Below are 26,345 nucleotides of genomic sequence, written 5' to 3' on the forward strand. Positions count from 1 at the left end.
CCGGCGGGGTTTTTTTATGCCCGGAGATAGATTAATGGCGAGCGAAAATCAGGTCGGCAACATCGTTTATGAAGTAGAAATGAACGTCGCCAAGCTCATTCAGGCACAGCAAAAAGTTAATGACCGTCTCGACTCAATGGAAGGTAAGTTCGAGAAAACAGGAAAGGCAGTTGGAGGAGCAGAGAAATCATTTACATCACTAACAAAGGTTGCCTCTGCGCTTACGGCAGCTCTATCTGTTCAGCAGGTATCTCATTATGCTGACGCATGGACAACGCTAAACAACAAGCTAGCCAACTCTATCAGAACTGGTGAGAGCCTTGCTGAGGTTACGCAGCGCGTGTTTGACATCACGCAGTCAACCCGTTCAAGCCTCGATGCCACCGCGTCGCTCTACGCACGCCTGGAGCGCGCGACCCGCGAGTACGGCACCAGTGCGGAAAACGTGGCGAAGCTCACCACGATCATCAATCAGGGGTTTGTTGTATCAGGCGCAACGGCGCAGGAAGCTGAGAACGCCATTATTCAGCTGTCGCAGGGGCTGGCATCCGGTGCGCTGCGCGGCGAAGAATTTAACTCAGTGAATGAGCAGGGCAACCGCCTGATTGTTGCTCTGGCTGATTCTATGGGCGTTTCCATCGGTCAGATGCGTGCGATGGCAGCCCAGGGAAAACTGACAACTGATGTCGTTGTTAATGGCCTGCTGGGCCAGGGCGATATCATCGGCAGAGAGTTTGCAAACACTACTCAGACGATCGGGCAGGCGTTCCAGGTTGCCGGTAATAACATCACTCAATTCGTCGGTAGCTCTGCAACTGTGAAAGCTGGCGTGGCTATCTTCAATGATGCTGTGGTCACACTGAGCGAAAACCTCGAAGTTGTCTCGGCAGTGATTCTATCAGTCACAGCGATCATGGGTTCTCGTTATGTTGGTGCGCTGGCAGCAGCGACCGCCGCACAAATTTCAAATGCGGCTGCAGCATACCGCGTGGCCTCAGCACAGGGCGCTATGGGAGTGGCGTCTGGTATTGCGCGGGGTGCGATGGCATTAATCGGTGGGCCAGCTGGCGCAGCAACTCTTGCGGCGGCAGCAATCTTCTATTTCTATCAGAAATCACAGCAGGCCAAGCAAGAGGCAGTAGATTTTGCAGATAAGTTAGATGGACTTGTCAGCAAGATGAAAGAAATGAGTTCTGCCCAGATTGGTGCTGAGATCGCCAAAGCTTCGCAGGCATTGCGCACGCAGTCTGATGTTATCGAAGAGCAGAAATCGCGTGTTGATGGCCTGGTTGGGGTTATTGAAAGCTACAAAAGCTCAATGCGGATCTATGGAGAATCTACACGACAAATCGAAAATATGCGTGATGCTCAAGAGAATCTTGCTATACAACAAGCAAAGCTTGAGGACCTCGAAAATAGATATTCCCGCACCAAAAGCACGATAAACCTACTTCTAAGTCAGCAAAATGGTCAGTTAAAACAAGGCGCTGAGTTACTTAAAAGAGATGGTGAAGCAGCCGGTGTCGCGGCAGGGCTGATGAATAAATTTGGTAGCTCAATAGACTTTGCAACAAGAACAAAGGAAAAGTTCAACGCTACCAGCCTGCAGATCCCGCGCAGCGCAAAAGCTGATGACTTCAATAAGGATCTTGAAGATGAGAACACGCTGCTTGCGATAACAGATAAGCGCCTGAGAGCAGTCACCAAGGCCCGAATGGAGGCCACATCTAAAGGTGGTAACCTGAATCAGGTTAACACCGCCGCTGAGCTGGCAGGGGCGCAATATGACCTGCAGGCAGCAGAAGCTGCGCGCAATACTACGGTGAAGGAATCTGCGAAGGTTGAAAGCCAGGCTGAGCAGGCAGAGAAGCGCCGGCAGAAGTCACTGCAGGACTTGACTGACCAGATGGCCGTGGCCGAATTGCAGTACAAAGGCCTTAACCGCGAAGCTGCGCAGCTGGCTGCGATTCAGGACTTAGGATCCGGCGCGTCATCGACGCAAATGCAGCAGGCATCCCAGCAGGCGGGGATGATGTTTGATATCCAGCAAAAGTCAGCTGATAAAAAAGCGGCGCTTGAGCATGATGCGGCCGCTGCAGCCGAACGACAGCGAACGCAGGACCTGGAACAAGTTCAGCGCCAACTCGCTGCCGGAGATATCAGTTTTGAGCAAAGCCAGAAACGCCGCGCTGAAATCGCCGCAGAATATTCTCAGCAGATTTCCCAGGCGAATGCTTCCAACGCAGTTACACCGCAACAGGCTGCAGCCGGGACTGTGGATCCGGTTCAGGCACTGGCGAATGAAAATGCTCAGAAACTGGCGCTTATCCAGCAGTTTGAGCAGCAGAAGATTCTGACTGAGCAGCAGTCCCTCGCTTTACGCAATTCACTCAACACCCAATATGAGCAGCAGCGCACTGCTGCCATGTGGCAGATGTGGCGCAATCAGAGCACTGGAAATGAGGCGGTGGCTGCATCTTTTGAGGCCCTTGCGGGAAACGCATCAAACGCCTTCACGGGCATCCTGACCGGCAGTATGACCGCTTCAGATGCAATGCGATCGCTTGGTTCAACTGTGCTTAATAGTCTGATTAATACATTCGTCCAGATGGGTGTCGAGTGGGTCAAATCGGCAATCATGGGATCTGCAGCACAGACCACCGCTATTGCCACTACTACCGCGGCATCAGTTGCAGGTACAGCTACAACTACGGCCGCAAGTACAGCTGCCGCAGCGACAACAGTTGCAGCCTGGACGCCAGCGGCAATTGTGGCCTCAATCGGTTCTTTCGGAGGCGCAGCGGCGATCGGTATCGGTGCCGTTCTTGGTGCGCTGGCTATGGGTGTTGCAGGTAAGCGCAAAAACGGCGGCCCTGTCAGTGCGGGTAGTATGTACCGAGTAGGCGAGGGCGGCATGCCTGAAATCTACCAGGCTAGCACAGGGAAGCAGTACATGATTCCTGGCGATAACGGCAAGGTTATCAGTAACAAGGATATGCGAGGATCGGGAGGCAGTGGAGTGGTTATCAACATCCAGAACTACACTTCATCCTCAGTCGATGCGCAGGCTGGCACGGATTCAAATGGAGGTTTAACTGTGGATGTCATTGTTGCCGACCTTAATAATGGCGGGCCAATCAGCAGTGGAATAACCAGTAACTTCAATGTCAAACGCACGCCAAGAGGGCAGGGCTGATGCCAATTATAGACTATCCCGACTGGCTACCGCTGGCTCAGAAGGCCAGCAAAAATATGACCATCGATACCGGGTACCAGACCGATCAGCCAGCGGTCGGCCCGGCGATCTTCGAGAACATGACTGATGACTTGAAAGTCACGTGGTCACTGACGTGGATCTTCACTCTTACGCAAGAAAGAGCTTTCCAGCAGTGGTTACGAAGCCCGAACTATCTCAACCGTGGCCTTAACTGGTTTCGCATGCCGATAAATATCGGCGGTGCCGGACTACAAGTGCAGGAGCTTCACTTCACTCAGATGCCAGTGCAGGCCAGCATAGATGGCAGTGTTGTCACATGGACGGGCACAGTTATCGCAAACCACATTAACAATGCTGACGACGAATTTGACGACATCATTGTTGAACTTCCGCCACCGTGGGGATCGTGGCTGGATATCGTTGTGACGGGGTATCCTGACGGACGTGACCCGGAATCACTGCCGAGGGTTCCATAATGCCAAGCTTCAGGGAGTACAAGCAGAAACGCCCGATTCGTGGATGCTATGACACTATCACCTTTTACCATCCCTCTTTTGGCTACGTGCGATTAGTGAATAAGCAGTTTTTTTCTAAGACGCTCAGCGGTCAAAGTTTTACACCAGCACGCTTTGAAATCGAAGAGAGCCAGCAGAGCGGGACTCCGGTGATAGATGCGACTGTGAAGTTGGGGAGACTATCGTCCGATATCAAAGCGCTGATGAAACAGTGGAAGGGTGCGGCACGGTTGAAGGCCATTACGGCCACGCGTCAGATATTCGACAGTGGTGATGTATCTGCACCGATTAAATCGTGGACTCTGTACGTTAAAACGGTCGATATCGACGCAGATGCTGCATCCGTTACGCTTTCAGTCACAAATCCGCTGAACAACAATATTGGCAGGCTCTATGACCCAGCAGAATATACAGGTTTGCAAGACCTATGATTTTATCCGGACAATGATCGGCGTTCCCTGGGCGAACAGGGCGTGCTCTTTCGAGAAAGTCGACTGCTGGGGATTGTGCGTATTGTATTATCGCCACGTTCACGGAATCGAACTGCACCAGACGCCGGACTACGAAGCCGGAAAAGATTTCTTCACCTGCTATCAGAGTGATGTGGTGTTTTGGAGGCGCGTCGATAAACCAATCGAAGGCGGTATATTTGTCGGTTATCGCGGTTCGCAGCCTGCGCATATCGGACTTGTTCTGAACCGACAGGCGTTACACTCGCGCGGCGAGAGCGGAAGCGTGCGCATGGACTCGTTGCTTGTCATTCAGCGGGCATTCACAAAAGTGGAATTCTTCGAATATGGCTCTGATTGAATTAAGTCGTTTCCCGGGAACACCAAAAGAACGCTACAGGGTGCCAAACGGCACCCTTTTTTACGAATGGCTTGCAGCAAATGGAGGTATTCTTTATCGCGACCTGCTTATCGTCCGTAACGGCGTAAACTTGAGCGATGATGACGATTTGTCGTTTAAGATGGGAGAGCTGGATACTGTACAGATATTCGACCAGCCAAAAGGTATCGTCGGCGATATCCTGAGCCCGATTTTTAAAGTTGTTGGGCAGGTGTTTGCTTTTCTTGCTCCGAAACCAAACGTCGCCAGCACTGGTGGTAAATCAGCTGACTCACCAAACAACAGCCTCACCGGGCAAACAAACATAGCGCGATTATATCAGGCTAAACCTGATATTTATGGTCAGGTGAGGTCTTATCCCGACCTTATTCAGGAGTCTCTGTTCGAGTACATTGATAATCTTAAATACGTGACAGAATTTATGTGCGTAGGGATCGGCAAGTATGATCGGGAGTCTGTCAGGTATTCAGAGTCAAGCCTGGGTGCTATGTCAGGCTCATCATACCAGTTCTATGAGCCTGGAGAGGTTATCCCTGTCATTTATGAGGGGTACGGGTTTGATGACGTAGACGGACAGGATATTCCAGGGCAGAACGAAGCCAGTGATTTCCCGGTAGAAACGGCTACAGCAAACACCGTGGTAGGTTGTACGTACTCCGGTGGGCAGATAGCGATTAAAATCGTTAAGCAGGATGAATTTGACTACTTTATGGCGCTTGCATTACCTCACGCGGTCACTTTCACTGTCAGTGTTACATACAGTACGCCATCGGGAAATGTAACCGAAGACGCTACCTTTTCTGGAGTGATGATAGCTGCAGTACAAAGCGATGACGGTGCGGCAGTAAACCCCAAACGGTATTACACATTCACATTCAATCAGCTCGGCGGTGCCGCTGGAGTGCCTGCCTCTGCGACAATTAACACAACAAAATTCGTGCTAAATGATAATGAGGCGCTGGTTGTCGGCCCCGTATTTTCTCCCATAGAATCTTCGGAGCTTTGGTTGCATCTCCAGTCGCAACTTGGGCCAAAGTCGGGCACAACCGAAGTTGATGTCACAATATGGAAAGTAAACAGCGATAACTCGCAGATTCCTGGCACTCAACAGGCATTCCACTACAGCGTTGCGAACAACTTTAACGTCACGTCTAAGACCTTTTACAACACCTATAAAATCACTCCATCAGCAGGTTATGGGCGTTATGCGATATCGTTCAGAAGAACGAATAACTCAAGTGATTCCAACATTCTGAAGGTTGAAGAGATACATGCGGTAAACCCCAGAGTTAATGTTGTGCATGCTAATGACACACTTGTGAAAGTAAGGGTCAGGGCAACAAATAACGCACTCGGCAGTCGCGAAAGAAAGTACAACGCCGTCGTGACACGGCACACAATCAGCTATGACCTTGACGCGCAAAAGGTCGACTATCGGCTGAGGCCATCTCGCTCATTTGCTGATGCTGTAGCCCATACATGGATCATTATGGGGGAGCAACAAGAGAGCAGCATTGATCTTTACGGTCTGTACTCGATTGCTGAAAGCCTGCCGGATGATCGCCTGGGTTACTTCGACTACACATTTGACGACGAGAACGACTCTCTCGGCGACCGCGTTCAGGCGATCTGCAATGCAGCCTCAGTTATTGCGTACTGGGATGACGGCGTGCTGACTTTCACCCGGGATCAGAAAGTGGATTATCCGGCGGCCGTATTCAATCGAGCCAACATGAAGACGGATGAGTACAAAATTACGTACGAGGCCACGTTGCCTGGCGGATATGACGGCGTGCAGATGTCCTACGTTCACCCGACAACAAACAACAAGACGTACATCAATTACCGCGTATTGAACGGCGCTATCGTCGAGCAGGAAGCGGAGAACCCGAACAAGCTGGAGGTAGTCGGTTTCCGTAATGAGTACCAAGCGCGGGAGCGTGCGTTGCGCGAAACAAAGCGCCTGATTTACTCGAGGGTGAAGATGAACGCCAAAGTGTTTGAGGACGGCATTATCCAAGTGGGTAGCGTCATCCAGATGCCAGACATCTACGACAGCAACCAGCAGGAAGGGTACATCACCGGACGCGCGGGGAATAACTTCGATACCAGCGAGCCTATCGCGTTCACCGGCTCTATGTATGTCTTAGTTACAGACAGTCTTGGTAGCCCGACACTGCGCTATCCGGCCACCGCCCGCAGCGACACGAAGTACGGATTCAACGCGGCAATACCCGGCATTCAGCTCAACATATGGAACGGAGACACTGTGCAGCTTCCTTCTCGCTATCTCATTGCGACAGTGGAGGAACTGGACAGCCAGCTATGGACGGTAAACAGCATCAAGCCAAATACAGATAACACGGTATCTCTCACAGTAGCCGAATACAGCGTTCTTATTTACTCCTGATAAATATCTCACATCAACAAGTCAGCCATAGCGCTGGCTTTTTTTATGGAAAAATTATGGCTACCACACCAACGCAAGTCGCTGTACCGTCCGAATCACCTCGCGACCTGAAATATAATGCCGGGAAAATTGACGAGTTCGTCACCTCTCTGGCGCTTAAATATGCTGACAGATTTGGAGGTGAACACTACACCATTGAGGGCCTGCGCTGGCTGGCACAGCAGGCTATCGCACAATACGGATGGATCCCGGTGGGCACCTTCCAGGCTGGTTCTACCATTACCCTGCCGAATCAGATTTTGAAAGACACAACAGACGGAGAGTATTACCGCTGGGACGGTGCTCTGCCGAAAATTGTGGCAGCAGGTTCAACTCCGGCATCAGCTGGCGGCACTGGAACGGGAGCCTGGCTATCGATTGGCGATGCCACACTCCGCGCGTGGGTGAACAGTAACATCTCCATCAACTTCAACAGCGTGAACGATATGATCGCCGGCAAGGCCATATCGGGTAATACCATCCCACTGATTAACGGAATGGTAGCGGTGACTTTCGCTAATCAGTACGGCGTGAAGCAGGAATCAAAATGGCTGATTTCGACAGTAAAAGACACCACGACTTACTCTGTGAGCCTCGGCAATGGAGGTTTTGCTAACCTGATCTGCCGCGCAGATATGAACTATGCCGAGTTTGCATTCGGCGGGACAGATGTTCAGAACGTCGCAGCAGTCGATGAAGGAAACCGCGTAGCGCGCGCCCAGGCCATTGTGCGCAGCCTGTCGTTCCCCGCTGGCATTTATCAGATTGGTGCCTTCACTCTGGATGTTGATAAGCGTGCGTTCCGGTTCTGGGGGGCAGGCTGGGATAGCACGATGCTGGTTTCTACTGCCACTGGCGACTCATTGCACCATGTAGGCATTGACCCGAGGGACCGCTCCAGAGACCGAAACCATTTCTACCAGGAAGTAGGAGGGTTCATGCTTGACGGTAATGTGGATGGCAGAGGTGCTTCCGCCGCATCCCGTAGCGTGTGTACAGCCCATTATGCAAAATTGAGCTATAAATCAGTTGGTCATCGCTGGTCTAACATTGATATATGTGCACTGGTAGTACATTGGACGGGCCTGACAGGATCCCGTACTAACGGGGCAACTATTACGCAATACGGCCTGCGTGCTCGGTATAACTCAATCAAACTGGATGGATATATTGGAGGGGCAACGACTACAGTGGCATGTGCTATTGGTGGAGCAAGGACCACGCTGGCAGCTGCAGCATCTGCTGGTCAAACAACTATCACGGTAACTTCAGCTTCAGGATTCAGTATTTACGACATTGTTGAAATTCAGGGCGGGACGAACCTTGAAGCCCCTTACATCATTGGCATTTCAGGAAACGTTCTAACACTGGATAAACCCTTAGTCAGTGCGCATACAAGTGGCGCCTTAGTGTCAATGCAGGTAGTCGGCACTAGCCTGACAGGAACCGTGGAGGTTGGTCTTATTCGTGTTGAGAATGCGGTGGGAACGGAAATACACGGTTTATATGCAGAGGAGTCAAGGGTATATGTCACTGGCGTTATCTCAGGCCTAGAAATTCATGGTTCTTCATTTGCCGAAGCAAACCCGACCATTCAGATCTCGAGCGTCCACAGAACCTCGACGATAAAAATCTCCAATAACAATACCGCCTTCCCTATAAAGCTCGATGTGGCAGACAGAAATGGAGCTATTAATTCCAATCTGGATTTATATATGTTCCCAAATATTGAAATAAACCAAGGAACGAGAGCCAAGGAAAGTATTTTATTGAATGGTGCATATACAGTATCATCACTTAAGCTGGATAGAGCTTACGATACATCAATTGATGACAGGATCATGTCAAGAATGGAGTTTACCGGTTTATATGCTGAGGTGGCAGCAGCATCTTCATTAGATGCCATTCGTTTCACACAAATTCCGAGCTGGATAGGATATGATGGCTATACAATTGACATTAACATAACCTGCAGAAGGGGGACTTCAGTTACTGCCGGTCTGCTCAAGAGAGCTGGGGGGGTTAGTTCAGATGGGACTAATAATCTTGTGGATACAGTATCACTGGTGAATAGTTATAGTAAATACAATGCATCCTCTGGTGTTGATGTTTTCTTTGGTTCCACCGCTACAAGAGCAAGCATAACATGCAAAGGTGAGCCGTCAGGAGGACAGTCAACGAAGTTCTCAATTAGCGGAACCGTCACAAGCATTCTCTCTTAGTTTGAAAAATAAACCTTCCCATAGTAAACTACGGCAAACGAAATTTTATACTGGGGTTTATTTTGGGAAGGATAGACAGCATACACTATCTTCGGGGCTTAGCTGCCTTGCTCGTAGTATTTTACCATTTTAAAGGCTATCTAAACGACGTTTACCCAATTACTAATATTGGTGATCTTCTTTTTGGGGTAGGCGCGTTCGGTGTGGATTTATTTTTCATAATAAGCGGGTTTATTATTTGCTTTGCTACAAAAAGTAAAGAAGAAAAAAATCTCTCTAAATTTGTAGTGCGTAGAGTGTTCAGGATTTACCCGCTATTAATCTCCTGCCTTATTTTATATTATTTTTTTGCATTAAAAAATCCAACATTCATATCGTTAGTTAAGTCAATAATTCCAATTAATGCAAATTACCACGATGTGGGCCCATTCTTTGGTTACAACCTTCTTCCTCCCGCATGGACTTTGAGTTTCGAAATTCTATTTTACTCACTATTTCTTCTCTCAATGTCAATTAGTCACAAGTTTCGAGGTGCAATCGTTATATTAATAATTATTGGTTTAATTGTGACTATTCAAGGGCTATCTACAGGTAATGTCACCCTTGAACCTTCAGGTAATTTTGGGTTTGGAGATTATCCTTTTGTTATATCCGCGTTGTTGTCTACCCTTTCCTCGCCTATGATGATTTACTTTGCAATGGGTGTTGCCATATATTTGGTATGGGAAAGGATTTATTGTTTTAAATTAACCAATAAAAAAGATACCTTTCTAATATTTGCGACGATTGTTTTAATTATTTGCCTTTCTCTTCTGTGGTCAGGTCAATTTAATGGACATGGTATTAAAAGGTGGGGGTGGTTGGCAGCTGTAGTAGTTATAACATCATTGATTATAGAAGGGTGTGCAAATATTAAGAAAAATCGAGTTCTTTCATTTCTCGGAGATATATCTTACTCATTATATTTGACACACCTTGTTTTTTTGTTTGCGATCACTAAAAGAGAATGGTTCTATCATTTATATAAACCTTCTTCAGGTGTCTCAACTTTTCTTGTTTTTGTTTCACTTTCAATTTTATTGGCGTACATATTTCACAAACTAATTGAAGTCCCGGCCATTAAATTAGGGAAGAGATTTGTAAGTAAGATGTAACAGATATATTGAAATGATGTTCTTATATACAACTCTAAACCCGCACATGCGGGTTTTTTCTCTTTCTCAATCATCATCCTGACAATTTTCCCAGCCTCGCCTTGTTGATCATTTCCGAAACCTGATCAAATAATACTGTATATCCAAACAGTAAAGAGGCAGTCATGGGCAGAAGAGACGACATCCCCGCAGCGTTCAATAGCAGCATCAAAGTAGCGCCTAATGGGCGACGAACGGTGAAGACAGCTGACTTCGTAGCAGCACTGGCGCAGGTCAATTACGACTGGTCGCCTAAGCAGGCAAACGAGTGGGTAGAGCACTACCAGAGTACGTTCCGCGACGTATCCACTGAAGAGGGTGAACGTCGCACATTCCAACTGTTTAATCCTAATGGTGGCGGCTGACATGGGATTCCCTTCTCCGGCGAAAGACTACATCGAGCCGCGCCTCGACCTTAACGCTATCTTCATCAGGCATCCGGCAGTGACGAAACTTGTTGAGCACGACGGTATGACATACATCGTGGATGCTGCTGTAAAACCCAGAGATGGATCAACGATTTGTTATGAGTGGCTTGGAGATTGTGGCATAGGAAAGCTGATGGGGGTGTCTGTTATTACCCCTGAAGGTGATTCAATTGAAGGGGATGCGCTGGCAGAGCTAACTGTGATCGGGACGGTAGTCGCTGCAGTCGTTCATCTACACGACGGCAACGAGTCGATTATCTGATGCCCATGGAAAGTTTGCTGGGTGATCGGGTTGACGACGATTCAGGCTGGAGTGGTGAGTGGGGCATGGATGGGGCAAAAAATTGCCGCAAGGTTACGTGAACTAGACTCGCTAATCACATCCTCTTGCGGCAAGGCTCTGCTTGTACACGCTCTACGCTATCTATAACTCATTCTTTTTTCTCTAATAGTGCATCATGAATATGCAGGTTTAGCAGACTGGCAACGAGCACTGAACAGGGCCGGCGATCGTTGGCCCTGCCGTTTTAACAGCAGCGGATCCCACAGGGGCTCCTCTGGCGCAGCCCTGCCCGCCATGGGATATGCACGCCGTGCAAATTTACCTCCCCCGGTCACAAATCCTGCAACCCCCCCCTGTATTTTTCCCTGCCACTGCCGATAACTTTCAACAGCGTTCCTGAGCGCGTGCTGACCCGCGCCGGCTGACAACAATGAATCATCACCTTGAGGTAGACATGGATAACTTTCAAAAAGAGATAGACGAGAGAGCGAATCTCGCATTATCGAACAAGTTCGAACTGTTGTTATTCCGTCTGGGGTCTGCTCATCAGGAAGATAAGCCAGAGTTATTCGGTATTAACGTCTTTAAGCTGCGTGAAATTGTACCGATGACCACCATCACCCGTGCGGCAGGTATGAAGTCACCGCTGCTCGGGATGGCCAATATTCGCGGTCAGTTGATCCCGGTTATCGACCTGCCTGCGGTGGCTGGCTGCACCCCAGCCACCGGACTGAACCTGCTGCTGGTCACTGAGTATGCCCGCAGCACGCAGGCGTTTGCGGTAGAATCGGTAGAAGATATCGTGCGTCTGGACTGGAGTCAGGTTCATGCAGCGGAGTCCGGCGTCAGCACGCGTAACATCACCAGCATCGCCTGTCTGGATAATAACAATAATATGGCAATGGTGCTGGACGTTGAGCAGATCCTGCATGATGTCATTCCTTCCGTGCGTGAAGTGAAAGAAGACGACATCAAGGTGAAAACTTTCAAGCTGAAGCCGGGGGCGATAGCCATTGTGGCGGAGGATTCGAAGGTGGCGCGCCAGATGCTGGAGCAGGGGCTGAAAGCCATGGGCATCCCGGCAGAAATGCACACTACGGGCCTGGAAGCGTGGGAAAAAATTAAAAAACTCTATCGCGAAGCACAGGAGGAGGGCCTCTCCATCCATGACAAAATTGCGCTGGTGCTGACCGACCTTGAAATGCCAGAGATGGATGGTTTTACACTGACTCGCAACATTAAAAGCGATCATAATCTGAAAGGACTGCCGGTGGTGATCCACTCTTCCCTGTCAGGGAGCGCCAACGAAGATCACGTCCGTAAGGTGGGGGCTAACGGTTATGTGGCCAAATTTGAGATCAGCCAGCTGTCAGCGGTGATCCATCAGGTGCTGGAAGACGCCGTGTACTGACGGTCGGAAGCAGGGAGGTGAGGGCGTCAGATGGCTCGCCTTCCTGTGTGTAAACGGTAGCGGCAACAGTTTATCAAGACATACATCAGAAAAATTCACTTATCACCAGACTGAAAAATCCTAAAATGACAGCAGGCATTGTTTAACGGAGACTGGAAGGCGTGGAGGGAGAGTATCAAAGGCGTAGGGCACCCGTAGGGACCTGAGACGACTGGCGACCTTTCTCACTGTGGTTCCTTCATCAGAACTTATGGATAAAGACAATCTGCAACACCCCCCGAGTCCCCCGACCGATCCGACTGCCGGGCCTTCTCCTGCCGGTCAGGACAGGGCCCATCCTCTCAGCGTGGATATGGACGGCTGGGTACTTACGCCAGCACAGCGGGCGTTTATTCAGTCATTCCTTAGCGATGATGACAGCCAGGCCTGACCCAGTAACGATCGGGCCGCCCGCGCGGCCTGGTTTTTTACTCCGCGCTCATGGCCTGAATCGCCGCAAGGCAAAACGTGCAGGCCGTCCGGTGACCCGTGCCGGGCAAGCCACAGTGCGCACACTGCGGTAACGCGCCTCCCGCTCCGCGCATCTTCTGGCTCAGTGTAATCTCCGCTCTTTCCCCCAGCAGCGTGCCAATTTTGCGCAACAGCCTTTTCTCACGCTGTCGCGCGGCGACAATCTCTGCCCGTCGTGCTTTGTAGCGGCTGCGACAGGTACCGAAGGGTGCCGCCGTTTTCCAGAATATCGTTGCCATAAAAACCTCCGGTACAGGAAGCAGCGATCTGATCCCCGATGTGTGACAGGAAATATCCCCTAAGCGCTGCTGATGTTTTACGCTTATAAAAACGATAGCCAGGGTTATTATCAATATCAATGGTTATGAGTTAAATAACCTGTGCTATCGATGTATTTTGTTGAAATCATTGATTTTAAATATTTTATTGTCATTAATTGTCAGTTTTATGGCGAACATGTCAAAAGCTTTACTAATCTATTCAGTTATATCGAAAGATGAACACTGTCAGGGTCATGATGAGAGGGCGCTGATGGTTTACCGCGAGGAAAAACTGATGGTATCTGTGTTATTCAGGGTGTCTGGCGGTCACTACGAAGAGACGATCCTGCCGGAGCAGGACGTCAGCGATTACCGCCGTAAATCGCGGATGAGGAAGATAGCGACGCCGATAAGCAGGACGTCGCCGGACAGTTCTACTGCAGGCAGTCGGGGGTCATCAACGGTTAAAAAACCGTTGGAAGGGCCTTCCAGGTAACGGTACACGGAGAGCCGGCCATTCATCAGCGCAATGACTAAATCTCCAGATTCAACTGGTACATCGCAGTCGATAATGACGATGCTGCCAGCGGTGGCCTCTGCGCACCCGCTGTTGCGGTCAAGAATATAGGCACGCCAGCTTTTTTTTGCCTTCACGCCGGTGGGGACGCTCACCTGTTCACTGGTTTTTCCGCTGGTATCCCAGACCGGCACCGTAGTACCACTTTTTATTTTATCTGCCGGGCCTGATACCGCCGTGCCGCGCATTTCGCCCGACCCGTTAGCCAGCCATTCCACATTGATATCCAGCGCTCTGGCAATATCGACCAGCTTGCGCGATCCCTCTGCTTCACCTTTCGTCAGTCGCCAGATGGTAGGCTGTGACACGCCCGATGCTTTGGCCAGAGCACCTTGTGTAATTCCCATCATGGTCATGGCCGTGTTCAGCCGCCAGGCAAGTGTATTCTGTTTCATATACCAGAATTTATAGCGACGCGTATTTTTCGTCAAACACGCTTTGCTATTATTTTGTGTAATACTATTTGCTATTATTCACGCATGGCATATACCTATAAGTATCACTTCAGTGTCTCACAGACCCGGAAACCGGAATGAGATCTGTCGTCAACGATGACAGGGGGGTTGCGCATGGTGCTGAATTTCCCATCGACTGGGGCAGGATCAGGGCCAGTGTAAACGTGATATTTAACGATAGTGTGGCAGCAGTCAGTCATGCCTGCCTGCACTGGCTGAATTATTTCACCGCTCTTTATCAATCAGGCCGTCCAGCCTAATCGCTGGCTCACTTGTCAGGGGGCTGTTCGTCCTCCTGACGGATGTTCCGTTGCCGCCTTGCTCTGCATGATCTCATCGGGCAGGCAGGCGTAGCGGTGTTAACGGCTGAAATGTGCTGACAACCTGTCAGTGTCTATCCGCACCGATACAGAGGAGCAGAAGATGCGAGATATCAGAATGTTACTTGAGCGCTGGGGAGGGTGGGCGGCAACCGGCCAGCCTCGCCTGGGTTACGCATCGGTTGCGGCCGGGTTCCGGGGGCTGGTTCATGCCCGGGGGACGGAGCGACCGGCCTGTGGTGATCGCGACGGTCTGATCCTTGATGGCTGCATCAGCAGGCTGAGGCAGGTGAATAAAGAGCAGCACGATATTCTGGTTGCCCACTACCTCTATCAAATTTCTCTGCGCTCGATTGCCCGCCGTCGCCGCTGCGCGGATGGCACCGTGCGTAAGCAAATTCAGACAGCGGAGGGATTTGTCTGCGGCGTATTAAGCGCGCTGGAGTGCCAGCTTGAGTGCGAAATAACGGAATGAAGACGGTGAATACGCCACTTTAAAGGGAAAGTAAAAAATAATTTACGGCCCGTTCATTGCGTACGCATTTTCTGATCCAGACTGTTAATAACCCGTTTTTCACTCTCCCTCTTTCATTATCTTTATTCACTGACGTGTTTATTTATGGCTGTTGTTATTCAGTCAGATATCTCATCACGTTTATTTAATTTTCTGTTAGCGAGGTGAACCATGAGTCAAATTATTCAGATCCTGCTTTTTGAAGAAGGTTATAAAGAACGACCGTATCGCGATACGGAAGGATTTCCTACGGTGGGCTGCGGAATAAAGATTGGGCCTGCCGGGGCTGCACTCGGTAATTATCTCTTCGCTGTACCACGAAAGGTCGGAGAGGTCTGGATGCAGACCGTGCTGGATCGCCAGAATGAAGAGATGCTCAGGCAACCCGCCATTCAGGCTGCACTGCGGCAGTGTAACCCGCCGCGTGCTGATGTGCTGTGCAGCATGGCCTATCAGCTGGGTACCCAGGGCCTGACGGCATTTAAACAGACCCTGCAAAGGGTCGCCGACGGGGATTTTGCCGGCGCGGCAGCGTCGATGCTCGCCAGCCTGTGGGCACGACAAACGCCGGAGCGCGCACGGCGTCATGCTGAGGTGATGCGCAGCGGAACCTATGAAAGCTATCAGGAGGTCCTGTGAAATTTACCCTGTTTGTTGTGCTGGTGGCTGCGGCATCGCTGGCGATCGGCCTGTTAGCGCAGTCCGGACGGGTGGCGCTGGTGAACCATGCCCGCCTGCTGGTGAAAACCTGGTCGGTCTGGCTGGCGTCAGGGGGATCGGTGCTGACCGCCTGGGTGCAGTCGTTTCCTGATGCAGCACTGAATGCCTGGGTAGCGCTGCCGGAGGACGTCAAAGCCTGTCTTCCTCACAATTTTCTCGGAATGATCGGTGCCTTTATGGTCGCGATGGCGGTCATGGCACAGTTTATTCGCCAAAAAAATCTTAACACTCAGCGCGATGCGTTGAACGGAGGCAAGGTATGAGCACACTTTTTTCTTTACTGAGCGCTGGCGGGCAGGGCCTGCTGACGGTGGGGGCGCTGCTGGCAGCGTTGGGCGCGGCCTGGTTCGGCGGTAAACAGGTGGGTAAAGCCCGTCAACAGGCACTTGTCGCGGCGGCAGAGAAAAGTGCGGCGCAGACCGCCGCCGTCGCTAAAAAACAGGTGGAAAACAGTGAGGAGGCAAAAAATGTGCAAACGGCTAACGCTGTCCTTAATGATGCTGACGCTCGTCGTAAGTTGCAGCAGTCACGATTCAACGCCGACCGGGGCCGGTGAATTAATTACAGATTCGTCCTGTACTCTGTTTTCCCCTCTTTACACACACGGACAGGATGCACAGTTAATGGATATCCGCACCGTCAGACAGATTAATGCTCATAACGATCTGTGGTTATCGCTGTGCGGAGGTGAAAATAAATAAACCGTACTGAATAAATAATATTAAGGAGGTGTCAGGCCGTTCGTCGTGCTCTATCAATTTCCCTCAATCCCTTTTATTTATCCTGAATAAGGCGGCTGGCGTTTGCGTGCTGCCCGGAGGTTATTATGATTGAAGTTAACTCTTTTGCTGAATTACGAACCACCGCGCCGGTTAAAGCGGGAGATTTTGCCCTGCTGAAGCGTTATTACGATAAAGACTCCACATTTCGCGGCGGTGGCATGTTCGTGGGGTTTATCACCACGGCACTGCCGGTCGATGACGGCGGCACGTATGCGGTTGGCGCGGGTTTCTTCTGGAAACGCGTGGTCAACAGCCTGGACGAGCTGAATATCTATCACTTCGGTGGTAAGGGCGACGGCATAACCGACGACAGCGGAGCCTTTAAACTGATGCTGAACTGGGCACAGACGGTGAATACCAGCAGCCGGAATCTGGGCGTTCGCTTCCCTGGCGGCAAGTTCCTGATCAACCCGATTGATCTGTCCGCCAGCGAGATACCCTGCTTCTACCTCTACGGGGATGATAATCCACAGGGGGGGATGCCGCGAACGACGATTGTATCGAATAAATCGTCCACCCCGGTGTTCAGGGTCAACGCCCGGCGCACGACCATCAAGGGCATCAGCTGGAACGGCCAGGCATCGGCGGATATCACGGCGAATAAAGGGGCGATCACCGCCGAGATGTGCACTAACCAGCAGCCTTTTTTTGAAAACATCATGGTCGCGGGCCAGACCGTGTTGATCACCTGCTTCCGCGTGCAGAACAACGGAGGAACGGCGATCAAACTGCTGGATACGCTGGACAGCAAGTTCGATCAAATCTATGCCATTAATACCTATGCACGGGTATTTGATATCGGCTGGTCCGATACGGTTAAGGGCGTCTGGGATCACTCCACGGCCATTGAGTTATCGAATGCTAATTTCCAGAGCGGTTACGGTGATGCCACGCTGATGATGCCGCGTGTCACTCAGGGGTTGATCAGTAATGTGTGGATTGAGCATACCCGCAACCCCGGCGACCTCAGTAACGGCCAGTGGCTGGTGGAGGCCTTAAGTCTGGAAAACTGCGCTAATCCGCTGAATATGGATAACGCCCGGGTGCAAATCCGCCAGCTTAATCTGCAGGCAGGCGCAACGGTCAGCCTTAATACGGCCCCGGGCCGCTGGCTTTCCGGCTATGAAACCGGCTGGCGTCGGGATGAAAGCTTCGGCACCCAGATGTCCGGCACCCTGCGTGCCGGCTGGTACAGTGGGTATAAAATTAATAACACCACTACCAGTGACAAATGGTACAAGCTGGGCAAGGTGTTTATGCCACGCGACAACCAGCAGTGGATCATTGAAATGGTGAGTAAGGTGTCTAACGATGCGGTCACCGGCACGGCGGGTAACCCGGTCAGCGCGGTCTCGTCAGGAACCAGCTATCTGGGGATCTCGCGCTGCGCGACGGCCATTTATGGTGATATCCGCCATCACGGCTCCCCGGCGGTGCTGGATATCAAGTTCAACCGCATTGGTACCACGACCTCTGAGATCTGGGTGAAACTGAAGGCCGCCAGCGGCGACACGATGTTTAACCTGAAGTCTACCGGCCCCACGCGCTTTGAGTCCGGGGAGTGTTCCCTGTTCACTCCGGACCTGGGTGAGGTCACCGATCTCACGACGATCGGGACGGTATCGCCTGCGGCAAGGATGAGCCTGCACAACGGTCTGGCAGGGGTGGGGGCGAATGAGAAAGGGGTGCTGACGGTGGCGACCACCGATGCGGTTCCCCCCACGACGACGACCGCTGCCGGCTATATCACTGTTAACGTTAACGGGACGGACAGAAAAATTGCTTACTATTAATCAATGACTTAAGGCCGGGGAAACCCGGCCTTTTTTTGTCGTTTTCGCCGGAAAACAAAAGGATTGTGAACTTTCGCCGTCACGCCCGGTCACAAAAGGGGTAGGCTTCTTTTAACGATGAAAGGAAATATCCATGAGTGATAACGAAAGCAAATCGCAGACTGAACACTTACGTGACGTGACTTCGCAGCTAAAAGAAATGCGCCATTACGCTCAGAATAACACTGAAACGCTGTCCGCACAGTGGCTGGCGTTCGATCAGGGGGAGTACAAAGACGCGGGCTTTGCAGAGAAAATTAATCAGTTACTGACTCAGCAAGGTGGCCTGCTGGATGCGCTTGATACCGCCATCCAGGATTTTGAAATCGAAGCGAACCGCATCGAAAACGAAGCCTGATGCTTCAGGGTCGGCCTCTCCGGCCGGCCCCGGCCTGAAACGGGTCACTGCCTTCCCTTTGCTACAAAACAAACTCCGGCCGAACCTGATTGCGCCCGCTGCTCTTGGCGATGTACAGCTGTTCATCGGCGCGAGTAATCGACTCATCCAGACTATTGACGTTATTAATATTCAGCGCACTGATGCCGATGCTGACCGTTACGCTGAGGTTGTTACCGTTGAGCATAATCACATTTTCTTCGATACTGTGGCGCAGGCGGTTCGCTAACAAAAAGGCGCGCGGCTGAGAAATTCCCTCTATTAATACCAGAAACTCCTCTCCCCCCATCCGGCACACCATCGCCGACGGCTGCAGGCACTGACGAATGCACTCCACCGTTTTTTCCAGAACATAGTCGCCGCTGGCGTGGCCGTAGGTGTCGTTGATGTTTTTGAACCGATCGATATCAATAACGAAAACGGCACCGAAAAAGCCCTTAGGCCGGTGGCGCGGAGTGACCAGCGTCTCCAGCCTGGAGGACAGGCCGCTGCGGGTCAGCGCGCCTGTGAGAAAATCATAGTCTGCACGCTTGGTAATGCGCGCTACCAGTTTTCGGTTAGACGCCGTACTCAGTGCCACAATCAGCGGGCTGATGAGCATCGCAGCCACCCCAAGGCGGGCTGATGACAGGCTGTCGATGCGGAACAGATCGTCCTTGCCCTGAATGTTCAGCACGTTGCCCGCCACGAGAATAATCTCGCTAATGCCGGTCACCAGCGTCAGGAAGCAGGTGATAAACAGCGGATAGCTGATGGCGCACCACAGCAGGGCGGGCAAGGGAAACAGCAGGCTACCGCCGCCGCCTACCCAGATACCGGTCACGGTAGTGAGCACCAGCGCTATCACCGGCAGCACCGTGCTGTCGCGCAGGGCAGACAGTAGCTGAGTCAGCTCATCGCGGCGGGGCAGGCTGATCACCAGCGGCAACAGCAGGATAGAGGTGGACATCTGTTCGGAGAACCAGGAGAACCAGGCGTTAAAAAGCTTGTCCTCGAAGTAGTGTTCGCTGACCAGCGCACCGGCCAGCGCGCACACTGCCGCTCCCAGCAGTGAGGCCGGAAAAACATGCAGCAGAGCCTGCAGGCGGCGGGGGTGTCCACGCGTGAAGTGGTCATTCAGCAGCGCCCAGCGCGCCGTAGCAATAAACAGAATATTGGCGGCATCGAGGCCTGTGGCAACGATCGCCGGGGTGCCGTAAAGGACATCGGCGCTCCACATGCCCAGGAAGAGCACCACCAGCGTACTGGGCTTGTCCAGCGAAGGAAAGCGGATCAGCAGGCCAAGAAGAATGGCATTACTTGGCCAGAACAGAGACAGCGAGGCTAAATTGCGCGATTCCAGCCCGATGGTGGACAGCAGCATGGCAAGGGCGAATAAGATGATGACCCGGTTAACGTTATATTTATAGTTTGGCATCTTTAAGCTCAGGGCGATGAAAACGGGTCACTCACGAGACGGTCAGATTGACTGGCTGGTTGTAGGTTGATAACAGATCGACTTCAGGGGACTGGTGCAAAATGACGCACACAACATACGTGACAACCCTGATGAAATCAATTTATTCGGATTATTCCTAGTTACGGGATAAGACCTTATACATGAATACGATCTGGCGTTCGCTGGCATAGCTGAGTAAGTTAAGAAAAACTAATCTTTTTTACCCGCAGTACCGTTATGCGCTGCCACGTATAGCGTAAAAATGAGCAGTTATCGAATAAAAAATCGCACACCGGACAGGTTTGGGAAAATTCCTGGTGATGCTAACGTATTGACGATAATCATAAAAAGGTTTTTTTGCGGCCCTGATGTCCTGCTGGTGTAACGCAGCGCCGGTGTACTCTGGCCTGTAGCCGGGCTAATGTGCGGGCCGGAAACGGCCTGGTACACAGGGGGTAAAGCCGGGGGCCAGACAAAAAAACGCGTGAAGTGTTTCAGTCATTGACAAAACAATGTGCAGACTCAGTGGCTTAGTGGTTCCATAACGCGGTGCTAACCTTTATTATCCCTCCCAATTGTTTACTGCCCTTAGAAAGACGGATGTCATGTATCAGCCTGTCGCCTTATTTATAGGCCTGCGCTATATGCGCGGGCGTGGTTCAGACCGCTTTGGCCGGTTTGTTTCCTGGCTTTCCGCTGTCGGTATTACGCTGGGCGTCATGGCGCTGGTGACCGTGTTGTCGGTAATGAACGGCCTTGAGCACGAGCTGGAAAAAAATACGCTGGGTCTGATGCCCCAGGCATTAATCACCAGCGAGACCGGATCGATTAACCCGCAGAAACTGCCTGCCAGCAGTCTGCATCTCTCAGGTATCAGCCGTATCACGCCGCTGACCACCGGTGAGGTGGTGATGCAGAGCGCACGCAGCGTGGGGGTGGGCGTCATGCTCGGGATTAACCCTGATGAAGCCGATCCGTTAACCCCTTTCTTGGTCAGCGTGCGTCAGCAGCAGCTGCAGTCGGGGCAGTATAATGTCATCGTTGGGGAACAGCTGGCCGGTCAGCTGGGCATCAAACGCGGCGATCAGGTGCGTCTGATGGTGCCTTCCGCCAGCCAGTTCACGCCGATGGGGCGTATTCCCAGCCAGCGTCTTTTTACCGTGATCGGCACATTTGCCTCAAACAGCGATGTGGATGGCTATCAGATTCTGGTCAATCAGCAGGATGCGTCACGCCTGATGCGCTACCCGGCGGGCAACATTACTGGCTGGCGTCTGTGGCTGGATAAACCCCTTCAGGTCGACAGCGTCAGCCAGCAGACCCTGCCGCCAGGCACGGTATGGAAAGACTGGCGCGAACGCAAAGGCGAGTTGTTCCAGGCTGTTAAAATGGAAAAAAATATGATGGGGCTGCTGTTAAGCCTGATTGTGGCCGTGGCCGCGTTTAATATTGTGACCTCACTGGGCCTGCTGATCATGGAGAAGCAGGGAGAAGTGGCGATCCTGCAAACCCAGGGGTTGACGCGTCGTCAGATTGTGGCGGTGTTTATGGTGCAGGGCGCAACGGCAGGCGTCGTTGGCGCACTGGTGGGCGCGCTGCTGGGCGTGCTGCTGGCCAGCCAGCTGAATAACCTGATGCCGGTGATTGGGGCATTCCTCGATGGTGCCGCCTTACCGGTTGCTATTTCCCTGACCCAGGTGGCGACGATTACACTGTCGGCGATCGTCGTCGCACTGCTGTCAACGCTTTACCCTTCCTGGCGCGCGGCCGCCGTTCAACCCGCTGAGGCTTTACGTTATGAGTAACAAGATCCTGTTGCAGTGCGACAACCTGTGTAAACGCTATCAGGAAGGCAGCGTGCAGACCGATGTCCTGCGCAATGTGACCTTCAGCGTTAAGCCGGGTGAGATGATGGCGATAGTCGGCAGCTCCGGCTCGGGTAAAAGTACCCTGATGCATCTGCTGGGCGGGCTGGATACGCCTACCTCCGGCGAAGTGGTCTTTGACGGGCAGTCGCTGAACGCCATGTCTTCAGCTGCTAAAGCCGGGCTGCGTAACCGCGAGCTGGGCTTTATCTATCAGTTCCATCATCTGCTGCCCGATTTCAGCGCGCTGGAAAACGTGGCGATGCCGCTGCTGATCGGTAAAACCGCTAAAGCAGAGGCGCAGGAGAAAGCCATTGCCATGCTGAAAGCGGTCGGGCTGGATCACCGAGCGGCTCACCGTCCGTCAGAGCTGTCCGGCGGGGAACGCCAGCGGGTGGCCATTGCCCGCGCGCTGGTGAATAATCCGCGTCTGGTGCTGGCCGACGAGCCTACCGGGAATCTGGATGCCCGCAATGCCGATGCCATTTTTGATCTGCTGAACGAGCTTAATCAGCGCCAGGGGACGGCTTTCCTGGTGGTGACCCACGACCTCAACCTGGCCCGGCGGATGTCGCGTCAGATGGAAATGCGCGACGGCCAGCTCAGTGACCAGGCGCAGACGGCGGGTAGCTTCTGATGGCGGGTTCTCTCTCTCTTCTGCTTGGACTTCGCTTCAGCCGTGGCCGCCGGCGCGGAGGGATGGTGTCGCTGATCTCGGTGATCTCCACCGTCGGGATTGCGCTGGGCGTGGCAGTACTGATTGTCGGCCTCAGCGCAATGAACGGCTTTGAACGTGAGCTAAATAACCGCATTCTGGCCGTAGTACCGCACGGGGAAGTTGAGCCGGTCAACCAGCCCTTTACTGGCTGGCAGGGGCTGTTGCCAAAAATTGAGCAGGTTCCCGGCATTGCCGCAGCGGCACCGTACATTAATTTCACCGGACTGATCGAGAGCGGCAGTAAGCTGCAGGCGGTTCAGGTGAAAGGCGTTGACCCACAGCAGGAGAGCCGCCTCAGTGCGCTGCCCTCCTACGTGCAGGGTGGTGCCTGGCAAACGTTTGCTGCCGGTAAGCAGCAGATCCTGCTGGGGCAGGGGGTTGCGACCAGCCTGAAGGTCAGGCAGGGTGACTGGCTGACGATCATGATCCCCAACAGCGACGCCGGGAATAAACTGTTACAGCCTAAGCGCGTGCGCTTACAGGTAGCCGGGATCCTCAAGCTGAGCGGGATGCTTGACCACAGCCTGGCCCTGGTGCCGCTGGCCGATGCCCAGCAGCTGCTGGGGATGGGAGAGAGTGTCACCGGCATCGCCATTAAAGCGGCCGATCCGTTCAACGCGGTGAGCCTGGTGCGTCAGGCGGGGGAAGTCACCCATGCGTATGTGTATATCCGCAGCTGGGTGGGGACCTACGGTTATATGTACCGCGATATTCAGATGATCCGCGCCATCATGTATCTGGCGATGGTGCTGGTGATTGGCGTCGCCTGTTTCAATATCGTGTCGACCCTGGTGATGGCAGTGAAAGATAAAAGCAGCGACATTGCCGTGCTGCGCACCCTGGGGGCAAGAGACGGCCTGATCCGTGCCATCTTTGTCTGGTATGGTTTGCTGGCCGGGCTGGTAGGCAGCGTCAGCGGCGTGGTGGTAGGTGTGCTGGCCGCTCTCAATCTGACACCGATCATTCATGCGATTGAAGCGCTGACCGGGTATCATTTCCTTTCCGGGGACATCTACTTTATTGATTTCCTGCCGTCGGAGCTGCACTGGCGCGATGTCGGCATCGTGCTGGTGACGTCGCTGCTGCTCAGCCTGCTTGCCAGCTGGTATCCGGCACGACGTGCCAGCCGTATCGATCCGGCACGCGTACTGAGCGGCCAGTAAGCCGGGAGGCACGAGGGCGTCTGGCGGGAAGCGTTTTTTTGACCCGCCAGCCGGTTTAGCGGCAGACTCTCAGTGCACCCGGGACGATCACCCGTTATTATCAGGGACACACTCCCTGGCGGAGTGCACAGTGCTGCACTCCTGCATATTAAGGATTAGAGGTATTTGATGATGCGCACTCCCCGTCGCCGCCTCAGGCTGGCACGCTACAAAAAGACCCGACGCCAGGTTCATCAGCGTTTCCGTCAGCGCATTTTCGAACGCGACCGTAATATTGAAATTGCCCGCCATCCACTGCCACGCGTGGTCGTCCTGACCGGCGCGGGTATCTCTGCTGAGTCCGGCATTCGTACCTTCCGCGCCGCAGATGGCCTGTGGGAAGAGCACAAAGTGGAAGATGTGGCGACGCCGGAAGGATTTGCTCGCGATCCGCAACTTGTGCAGGCGTTTTACAATGCGCGCCGCCGGCAGCTGCAGCAGGATGACATTCAGCCGAACGCGGCGCACCGGGCGCTGGCCGAGCTGGAGTCGGCGCTGGGTGACCACTTCCTGCTGGTCACGCAGAATATTGATAACCTGCATGAGCGTGCCGGAAACCGTAACGTGATCCATATGCACGGTGAATTGCTTAAGGTGCGCTGTGCCGCCAGCGGGCAGATCCTGCACTGGACCGAGGATGTTAAACCTGACGACCGCTGCCACTGCTGTCAGTTCCCGTCAGTGCTGCGCCCGCACGTGGTGTGGTTTGGCGAAATGCCGCTCCAGATGGATGAGATCTACCAGGCGCTGGCTCAGGCTGACTATTTCGTGGCAATTGGCACCTCCGGACATGTCTACCCGGCGGCGGGCTTTGTCCATGAGGCCCGCATCCAGGGCGCTCACACCGTGGAACTGAACCTGGAGCCAAGCCAGGTCGGCAGTGAGTTTGAAGAAAAACAGTACGGACTGGCCAGTGAAGTAGTACCTGATTGGGTGCAGGATCTGCTGGCGAATATTGCCCGTCCGGCGCTGACCGGCGATGATGCCCCGTCAGCGTTTGGCCAGCGAGAAGATCAGGTGGGCGATAACCCCACCGATTAATCCCCAGAAGGCGGCCCCTATGCCAAGCAGGGTGACGCCAGAGGCGGTGATCAGAAAAGCGATCACCGCCGCATCCCGCTGTTGCTCATCGCTTAACGCCCGCTGCAAGCTCCCGGCAATGGTCCCCAGCAGTGCCAGACCGGCAATGGTATGGATCAGCGCCTGCGGCAGCGCGGTAAACAGCCCACTGATCGCCCCGCCAAACACTCCTGCCAGCAGATAAAACACCCCGGCCGCTGCGGCTGCCCAGTACCGCCGCTGTGGATCGCTGTGGACCTCCGGCCCCATACAGATAGCCGCAGTAATGGCGGCAATACATACAGTGAACCCCCCGAAAGGGGCGAGCAGCAGAGCCGTCAGCCCGGTCCAGGCAATCAGCGGCGATACCGGCAACGCATAACCATGGGCTTTCAGCGTGGCGATCCCGGGAGCATTCTGCGACGCCATGGTGACGACAAAAAACGGAATACCGACGCCCAGCAGGGAGGAGAGGGTAAAGTGCGGAGGGATAAATTCCGGCATCACCAGGCTTTGTGCGTGGGAGACGTGGACATTGCCCTGCACGAGAGCGACCGTCAGGCCGGCCAGCAGGGTCAGCACGATGGCGTAGCGCGGCAGCAGGCGGCGGGACAGCAGATACACCAGGCACATGGTGCCGCTCAGGGCGAAGTTTACCTGCAGGGCGGCGAAGGCATCGATGCCGAAACGCAGCAGAATACCGGCCAGCATCGCCGCAGAGATCGCCTGTGGTATGTAATTCATCAGGCGCGCAAACAACCCCGTCACCCCACAAATCAGGATCAGCGCCGAGGCGAAGATAAACACCCCGATGGCTTCATTGAGTGACGTACCCGGCAGGCTGGTGACCAGCAGTGCCGCCCCCGGCGTCGACCACGCGGTCAGTACGGGTGTGCGATACCACAGGGACAGCCCCAGAGAGGTGATGCCCATCCCCAGTCCCAGCATCGTCAGCCAGCCGCCCGTCTGTGCGACGGTGGCACCGGCCGCCCCGGCGGCCTGGAAAATGATCGCCGCAGAGCTGGTATAGCCGACCAGCACGGCGACAAATCCGGCCACGACGGCAGGAAATGTCAGATGACGCAGGGTGAGAGGGGGGCGCATAGCGAGATCCCGTGGTAAGGTTGAC

Annotated in this window: 25 protein-coding genes; 21 read left to right on the forward strand and 4 right to left on the reverse strand. The window is 53.1% G+C overall.

Annotated elements, in window-relative coordinates:
* Positions 1 to 34: 34 nt before the first annotated feature.
* From ACZ3HG_RS00835 to ACZ3HG_RS00885, 11 genes are all read left to right on the forward strand, one after another.
* Entirely contained in the window at positions 35 to 3,196 is a 3,162-nt protein-coding gene (locus ACZ3HG_RS00835) for a tape measure protein (protein ID WP_465331433.1), read from the forward strand.
* Positions 3,196 to 3,693 (forward strand): hypothetical protein, encoded by a 498-nt coding sequence (locus tag ACZ3HG_RS00840; protein ID WP_465331435.1) that lies wholly within the window; start codon positions 3,196 to 3,198, stop codon positions 3,691 to 3,693. Before ACZ3HG_RS00835 ends, ACZ3HG_RS00840 begins: the two co-directional genes overlap by 1 nt.
* Positions 3,693 to 4,163, forward strand: a complete 471-nt coding sequence (locus ACZ3HG_RS00845; RefSeq protein ID WP_465331437.1) for a hypothetical protein — start codon at positions 3,693 to 3,695, stop codon at positions 4,161 to 4,163. Before ACZ3HG_RS00840 ends, ACZ3HG_RS00845 begins: the two co-directional genes overlap by 1 nt.
* 13 nt (positions 4,164 to 4,176) lie before the next feature.
* Positions 4,177 to 4,542, forward strand: a complete 366-nt coding sequence (locus ACZ3HG_RS00850) for an NlpC/P60 family protein (protein ID WP_465332540.1) — start codon at positions 4,177 to 4,179, stop codon at positions 4,540 to 4,542.
* Positions 4,529 to 6,991 (forward strand): host specificity factor TipJ family phage tail protein, encoded by a 2,463-nt coding sequence (locus ACZ3HG_RS00855; RefSeq protein ID WP_465331439.1) that lies wholly within the window; start codon positions 4,529 to 4,531, stop codon positions 6,989 to 6,991. The genes ACZ3HG_RS00850 and ACZ3HG_RS00855 overlap by 14 nt, the downstream gene beginning before the upstream one ends.
* 56 nt (positions 6,992 to 7,047) lie before the next feature.
* Positions 7,048 to 9,252: a tail fiber/spike domain-containing protein gene (locus ACZ3HG_RS00860; protein WP_465331441.1), complete on the forward strand. Its 2,205-nt coding sequence runs from the start codon at positions 7,048 to 7,050 to the stop codon at positions 9,250 to 9,252.
* Positions 9,253 to 9,314: 62 nt separating this feature from the next.
* On the forward strand, positions 9,315 to 10,406 hold the full coding sequence (locus ACZ3HG_RS00865) for an acyltransferase family protein (RefSeq protein WP_465331443.1): 1,092 nt from the start codon (positions 9,315 to 9,317) through the stop codon (positions 10,404 to 10,406).
* Positions 10,407 to 10,570: 164 nt separating this feature from the next.
* The gene (locus tag ACZ3HG_RS00870; protein WP_465331445.1) at positions 10,571 to 10,810 is read left to right on the forward strand and encodes a DNA polymerase V; all 240 of its coding nucleotides are present in this window, start codon (positions 10,571 to 10,573) and stop codon (positions 10,808 to 10,810) included.
* A gap of 1 nt (position 10,811) precedes the next feature.
* Positions 10,812 to 11,135: a hypothetical protein gene (locus ACZ3HG_RS00875; RefSeq protein ID WP_465331447.1), complete on the forward strand. Its 324-nt coding sequence runs from the start codon at positions 10,812 to 10,814 to the stop codon at positions 11,133 to 11,135.
* Positions 11,136 to 11,610: 475 nt separating this feature from the next.
* The gene (locus ACZ3HG_RS00880) at positions 11,611 to 12,567 is read left to right on the forward strand and encodes a chemotaxis protein (RefSeq protein WP_191934940.1); all 957 of its coding nucleotides are present in this window, start codon (positions 11,611 to 11,613) and stop codon (positions 12,565 to 12,567) included.
* Positions 12,568 to 12,817: 250 nt separating this feature from the next.
* Positions 12,818 to 12,997, forward strand: coding sequence for a hypothetical protein (locus ACZ3HG_RS00885; RefSeq protein ID WP_191934939.1), 180 nt, complete (start codon positions 12,818 to 12,820; stop codon positions 12,995 to 12,997).
* Positions 12,998 to 13,034: 37 nt separating this feature from the next.
* Here the strand turns inward: ACZ3HG_RS00885 and ACZ3HG_RS00890 are convergent, their stop codons facing one another.
* Positions 13,035 to 13,316 carry a hypothetical protein gene (locus ACZ3HG_RS00890; protein WP_191934938.1) on the reverse strand — a complete coding sequence of 94 codons (282 nt, stop codon included), beginning with the start codon at positions 13,314 to 13,316 and terminating at the stop codon, positions 13,035 to 13,037.
* A gap of 390 nt (positions 13,317 to 13,706) precedes the next feature.
* A complete protein-coding gene (locus tag ACZ3HG_RS00895) occupies positions 13,707 to 14,309 on the reverse strand; it encodes a helix-turn-helix domain-containing protein (RefSeq protein WP_244633735.1) in 603 nt (200 codons plus the stop codon).
* A 483-nt stretch (positions 14,310 to 14,792) separates the two neighbouring features.
* On the opposite strand from ACZ3HG_RS00895, the gene ACZ3HG_RS00900 reads away from it, so the two are divergent.
* From ACZ3HG_RS00900 to ACZ3HG_RS00925, 6 genes are all read left to right on the forward strand, one after another.
* Positions 14,793 to 15,164, forward strand: a complete 372-nt coding sequence (locus ACZ3HG_RS00900) for an antiterminator Q family protein (protein ID WP_191934937.1) — start codon at positions 14,793 to 14,795, stop codon at positions 15,162 to 15,164.
* Positions 15,165 to 15,374: 210 nt separating this feature from the next.
* Positions 15,375 to 15,842, forward strand: coding sequence for a glycoside hydrolase family protein (locus ACZ3HG_RS00905; protein WP_191934936.1), 468 nt, complete (start codon positions 15,375 to 15,377; stop codon positions 15,840 to 15,842).
* A gap of 20 nt (positions 15,843 to 15,862) precedes the next feature.
* Positions 15,863 to 16,186 (forward strand): DUF7940 domain-containing protein, encoded by a 324-nt coding sequence (locus ACZ3HG_RS00910; RefSeq protein WP_244633741.1) that lies wholly within the window; start codon positions 15,863 to 15,865, stop codon positions 16,184 to 16,186.
* Positions 16,183 to 16,479, forward strand: a complete 297-nt coding sequence (locus ACZ3HG_RS00915; RefSeq protein ID WP_191937225.1) for a hypothetical protein — start codon at positions 16,183 to 16,185, stop codon at positions 16,477 to 16,479. The genes ACZ3HG_RS00910 and ACZ3HG_RS00915 overlap by 4 nt, the downstream gene beginning before the upstream one ends.
* Positions 16,480 to 16,749: 270 nt before the next feature.
* The gene (locus ACZ3HG_RS00920) at positions 16,750 to 18,498 is read left to right on the forward strand and encodes an amylovoran biosynthesis protein AmsF (RefSeq protein ID WP_191937226.1); all 1,749 of its coding nucleotides are present in this window, start codon (positions 16,750 to 16,752) and stop codon (positions 18,496 to 18,498) included.
* Positions 18,499 to 18,631: 133 nt separating this feature from the next.
* On the forward strand, positions 18,632 to 18,895 hold the full coding sequence (locus ACZ3HG_RS00925) for a hypothetical protein (RefSeq protein WP_191934933.1): 264 nt from the start codon (positions 18,632 to 18,634) through the stop codon (positions 18,893 to 18,895).
* A 61-nt stretch (positions 18,896 to 18,956) separates the two neighbouring features.
* Here ACZ3HG_RS00925 and ACZ3HG_RS00930 read toward each other — a convergent pair whose 3' ends face one another.
* Positions 18,957 to 20,351, reverse strand: a complete 1,395-nt coding sequence (locus ACZ3HG_RS00930; protein WP_191934932.1) for a GGDEF domain-containing protein — start codon at positions 20,349 to 20,351, stop codon at positions 18,957 to 18,959.
* Positions 20,352 to 20,977: 626 nt separating this feature from the next.
* On the opposite strand from ACZ3HG_RS00930, the gene lolC reads away from it, so the two are divergent.
* From lolC to cobB, 4 genes are all read left to right on the forward strand, one after another.
* Positions 20,978 to 22,177 (forward strand): lipoprotein-releasing ABC transporter permease subunit LolC, encoded by a 1,200-nt coding sequence (gene lolC, locus ACZ3HG_RS00935; RefSeq protein WP_191934931.1) that lies wholly within the window; start codon positions 20,978 to 20,980, stop codon positions 22,175 to 22,177.
* Complete coding sequence (lolD, locus tag ACZ3HG_RS00940; protein ID WP_191934930.1) at positions 22,170 to 22,874, forward strand: lipoprotein-releasing ABC transporter ATP-binding protein LolD; 705 nt, start codon at positions 22,170 to 22,172, stop codon at positions 22,872 to 22,874. The genes lolC and lolD overlap by 8 nt, the downstream gene beginning before the upstream one ends.
* A complete protein-coding gene (gene lolE / locus ACZ3HG_RS00945; protein ID WP_465331453.1) occupies positions 22,874 to 24,118 on the forward strand; it encodes a lipoprotein-releasing ABC transporter permease subunit LolE in 1,245 nt (414 codons plus the stop codon). Before lolD ends, lolE begins: the two co-directional genes overlap by 1 nt.
* A 171-nt stretch (positions 24,119 to 24,289) precedes the next feature.
* Positions 24,290 to 25,198, forward strand: coding sequence for a Sir2 family NAD+-dependent deacetylase (gene cobB, locus ACZ3HG_RS00950; RefSeq protein ID WP_191934963.1), 909 nt, complete (start codon positions 24,290 to 24,292; stop codon positions 25,196 to 25,198).
* Here cobB and ACZ3HG_RS00955 read toward each other — a convergent pair.
* Entirely contained in the window at positions 25,148 to 26,320 is a 1,173-nt protein-coding gene (locus ACZ3HG_RS00955; RefSeq protein WP_191934928.1) for a benzoate/H(+) symporter BenE family transporter, read from the reverse strand. The two genes, cobB and ACZ3HG_RS00955, sit on opposite strands and share 51 nt — an antisense overlap.
* Positions 26,321 to 26,345: the final 25 nt, after the last annotated feature.

The sequence above is a fragment of the Erwinia sp. PME.40.26/001 genome, from assembly GCF_055556675.1.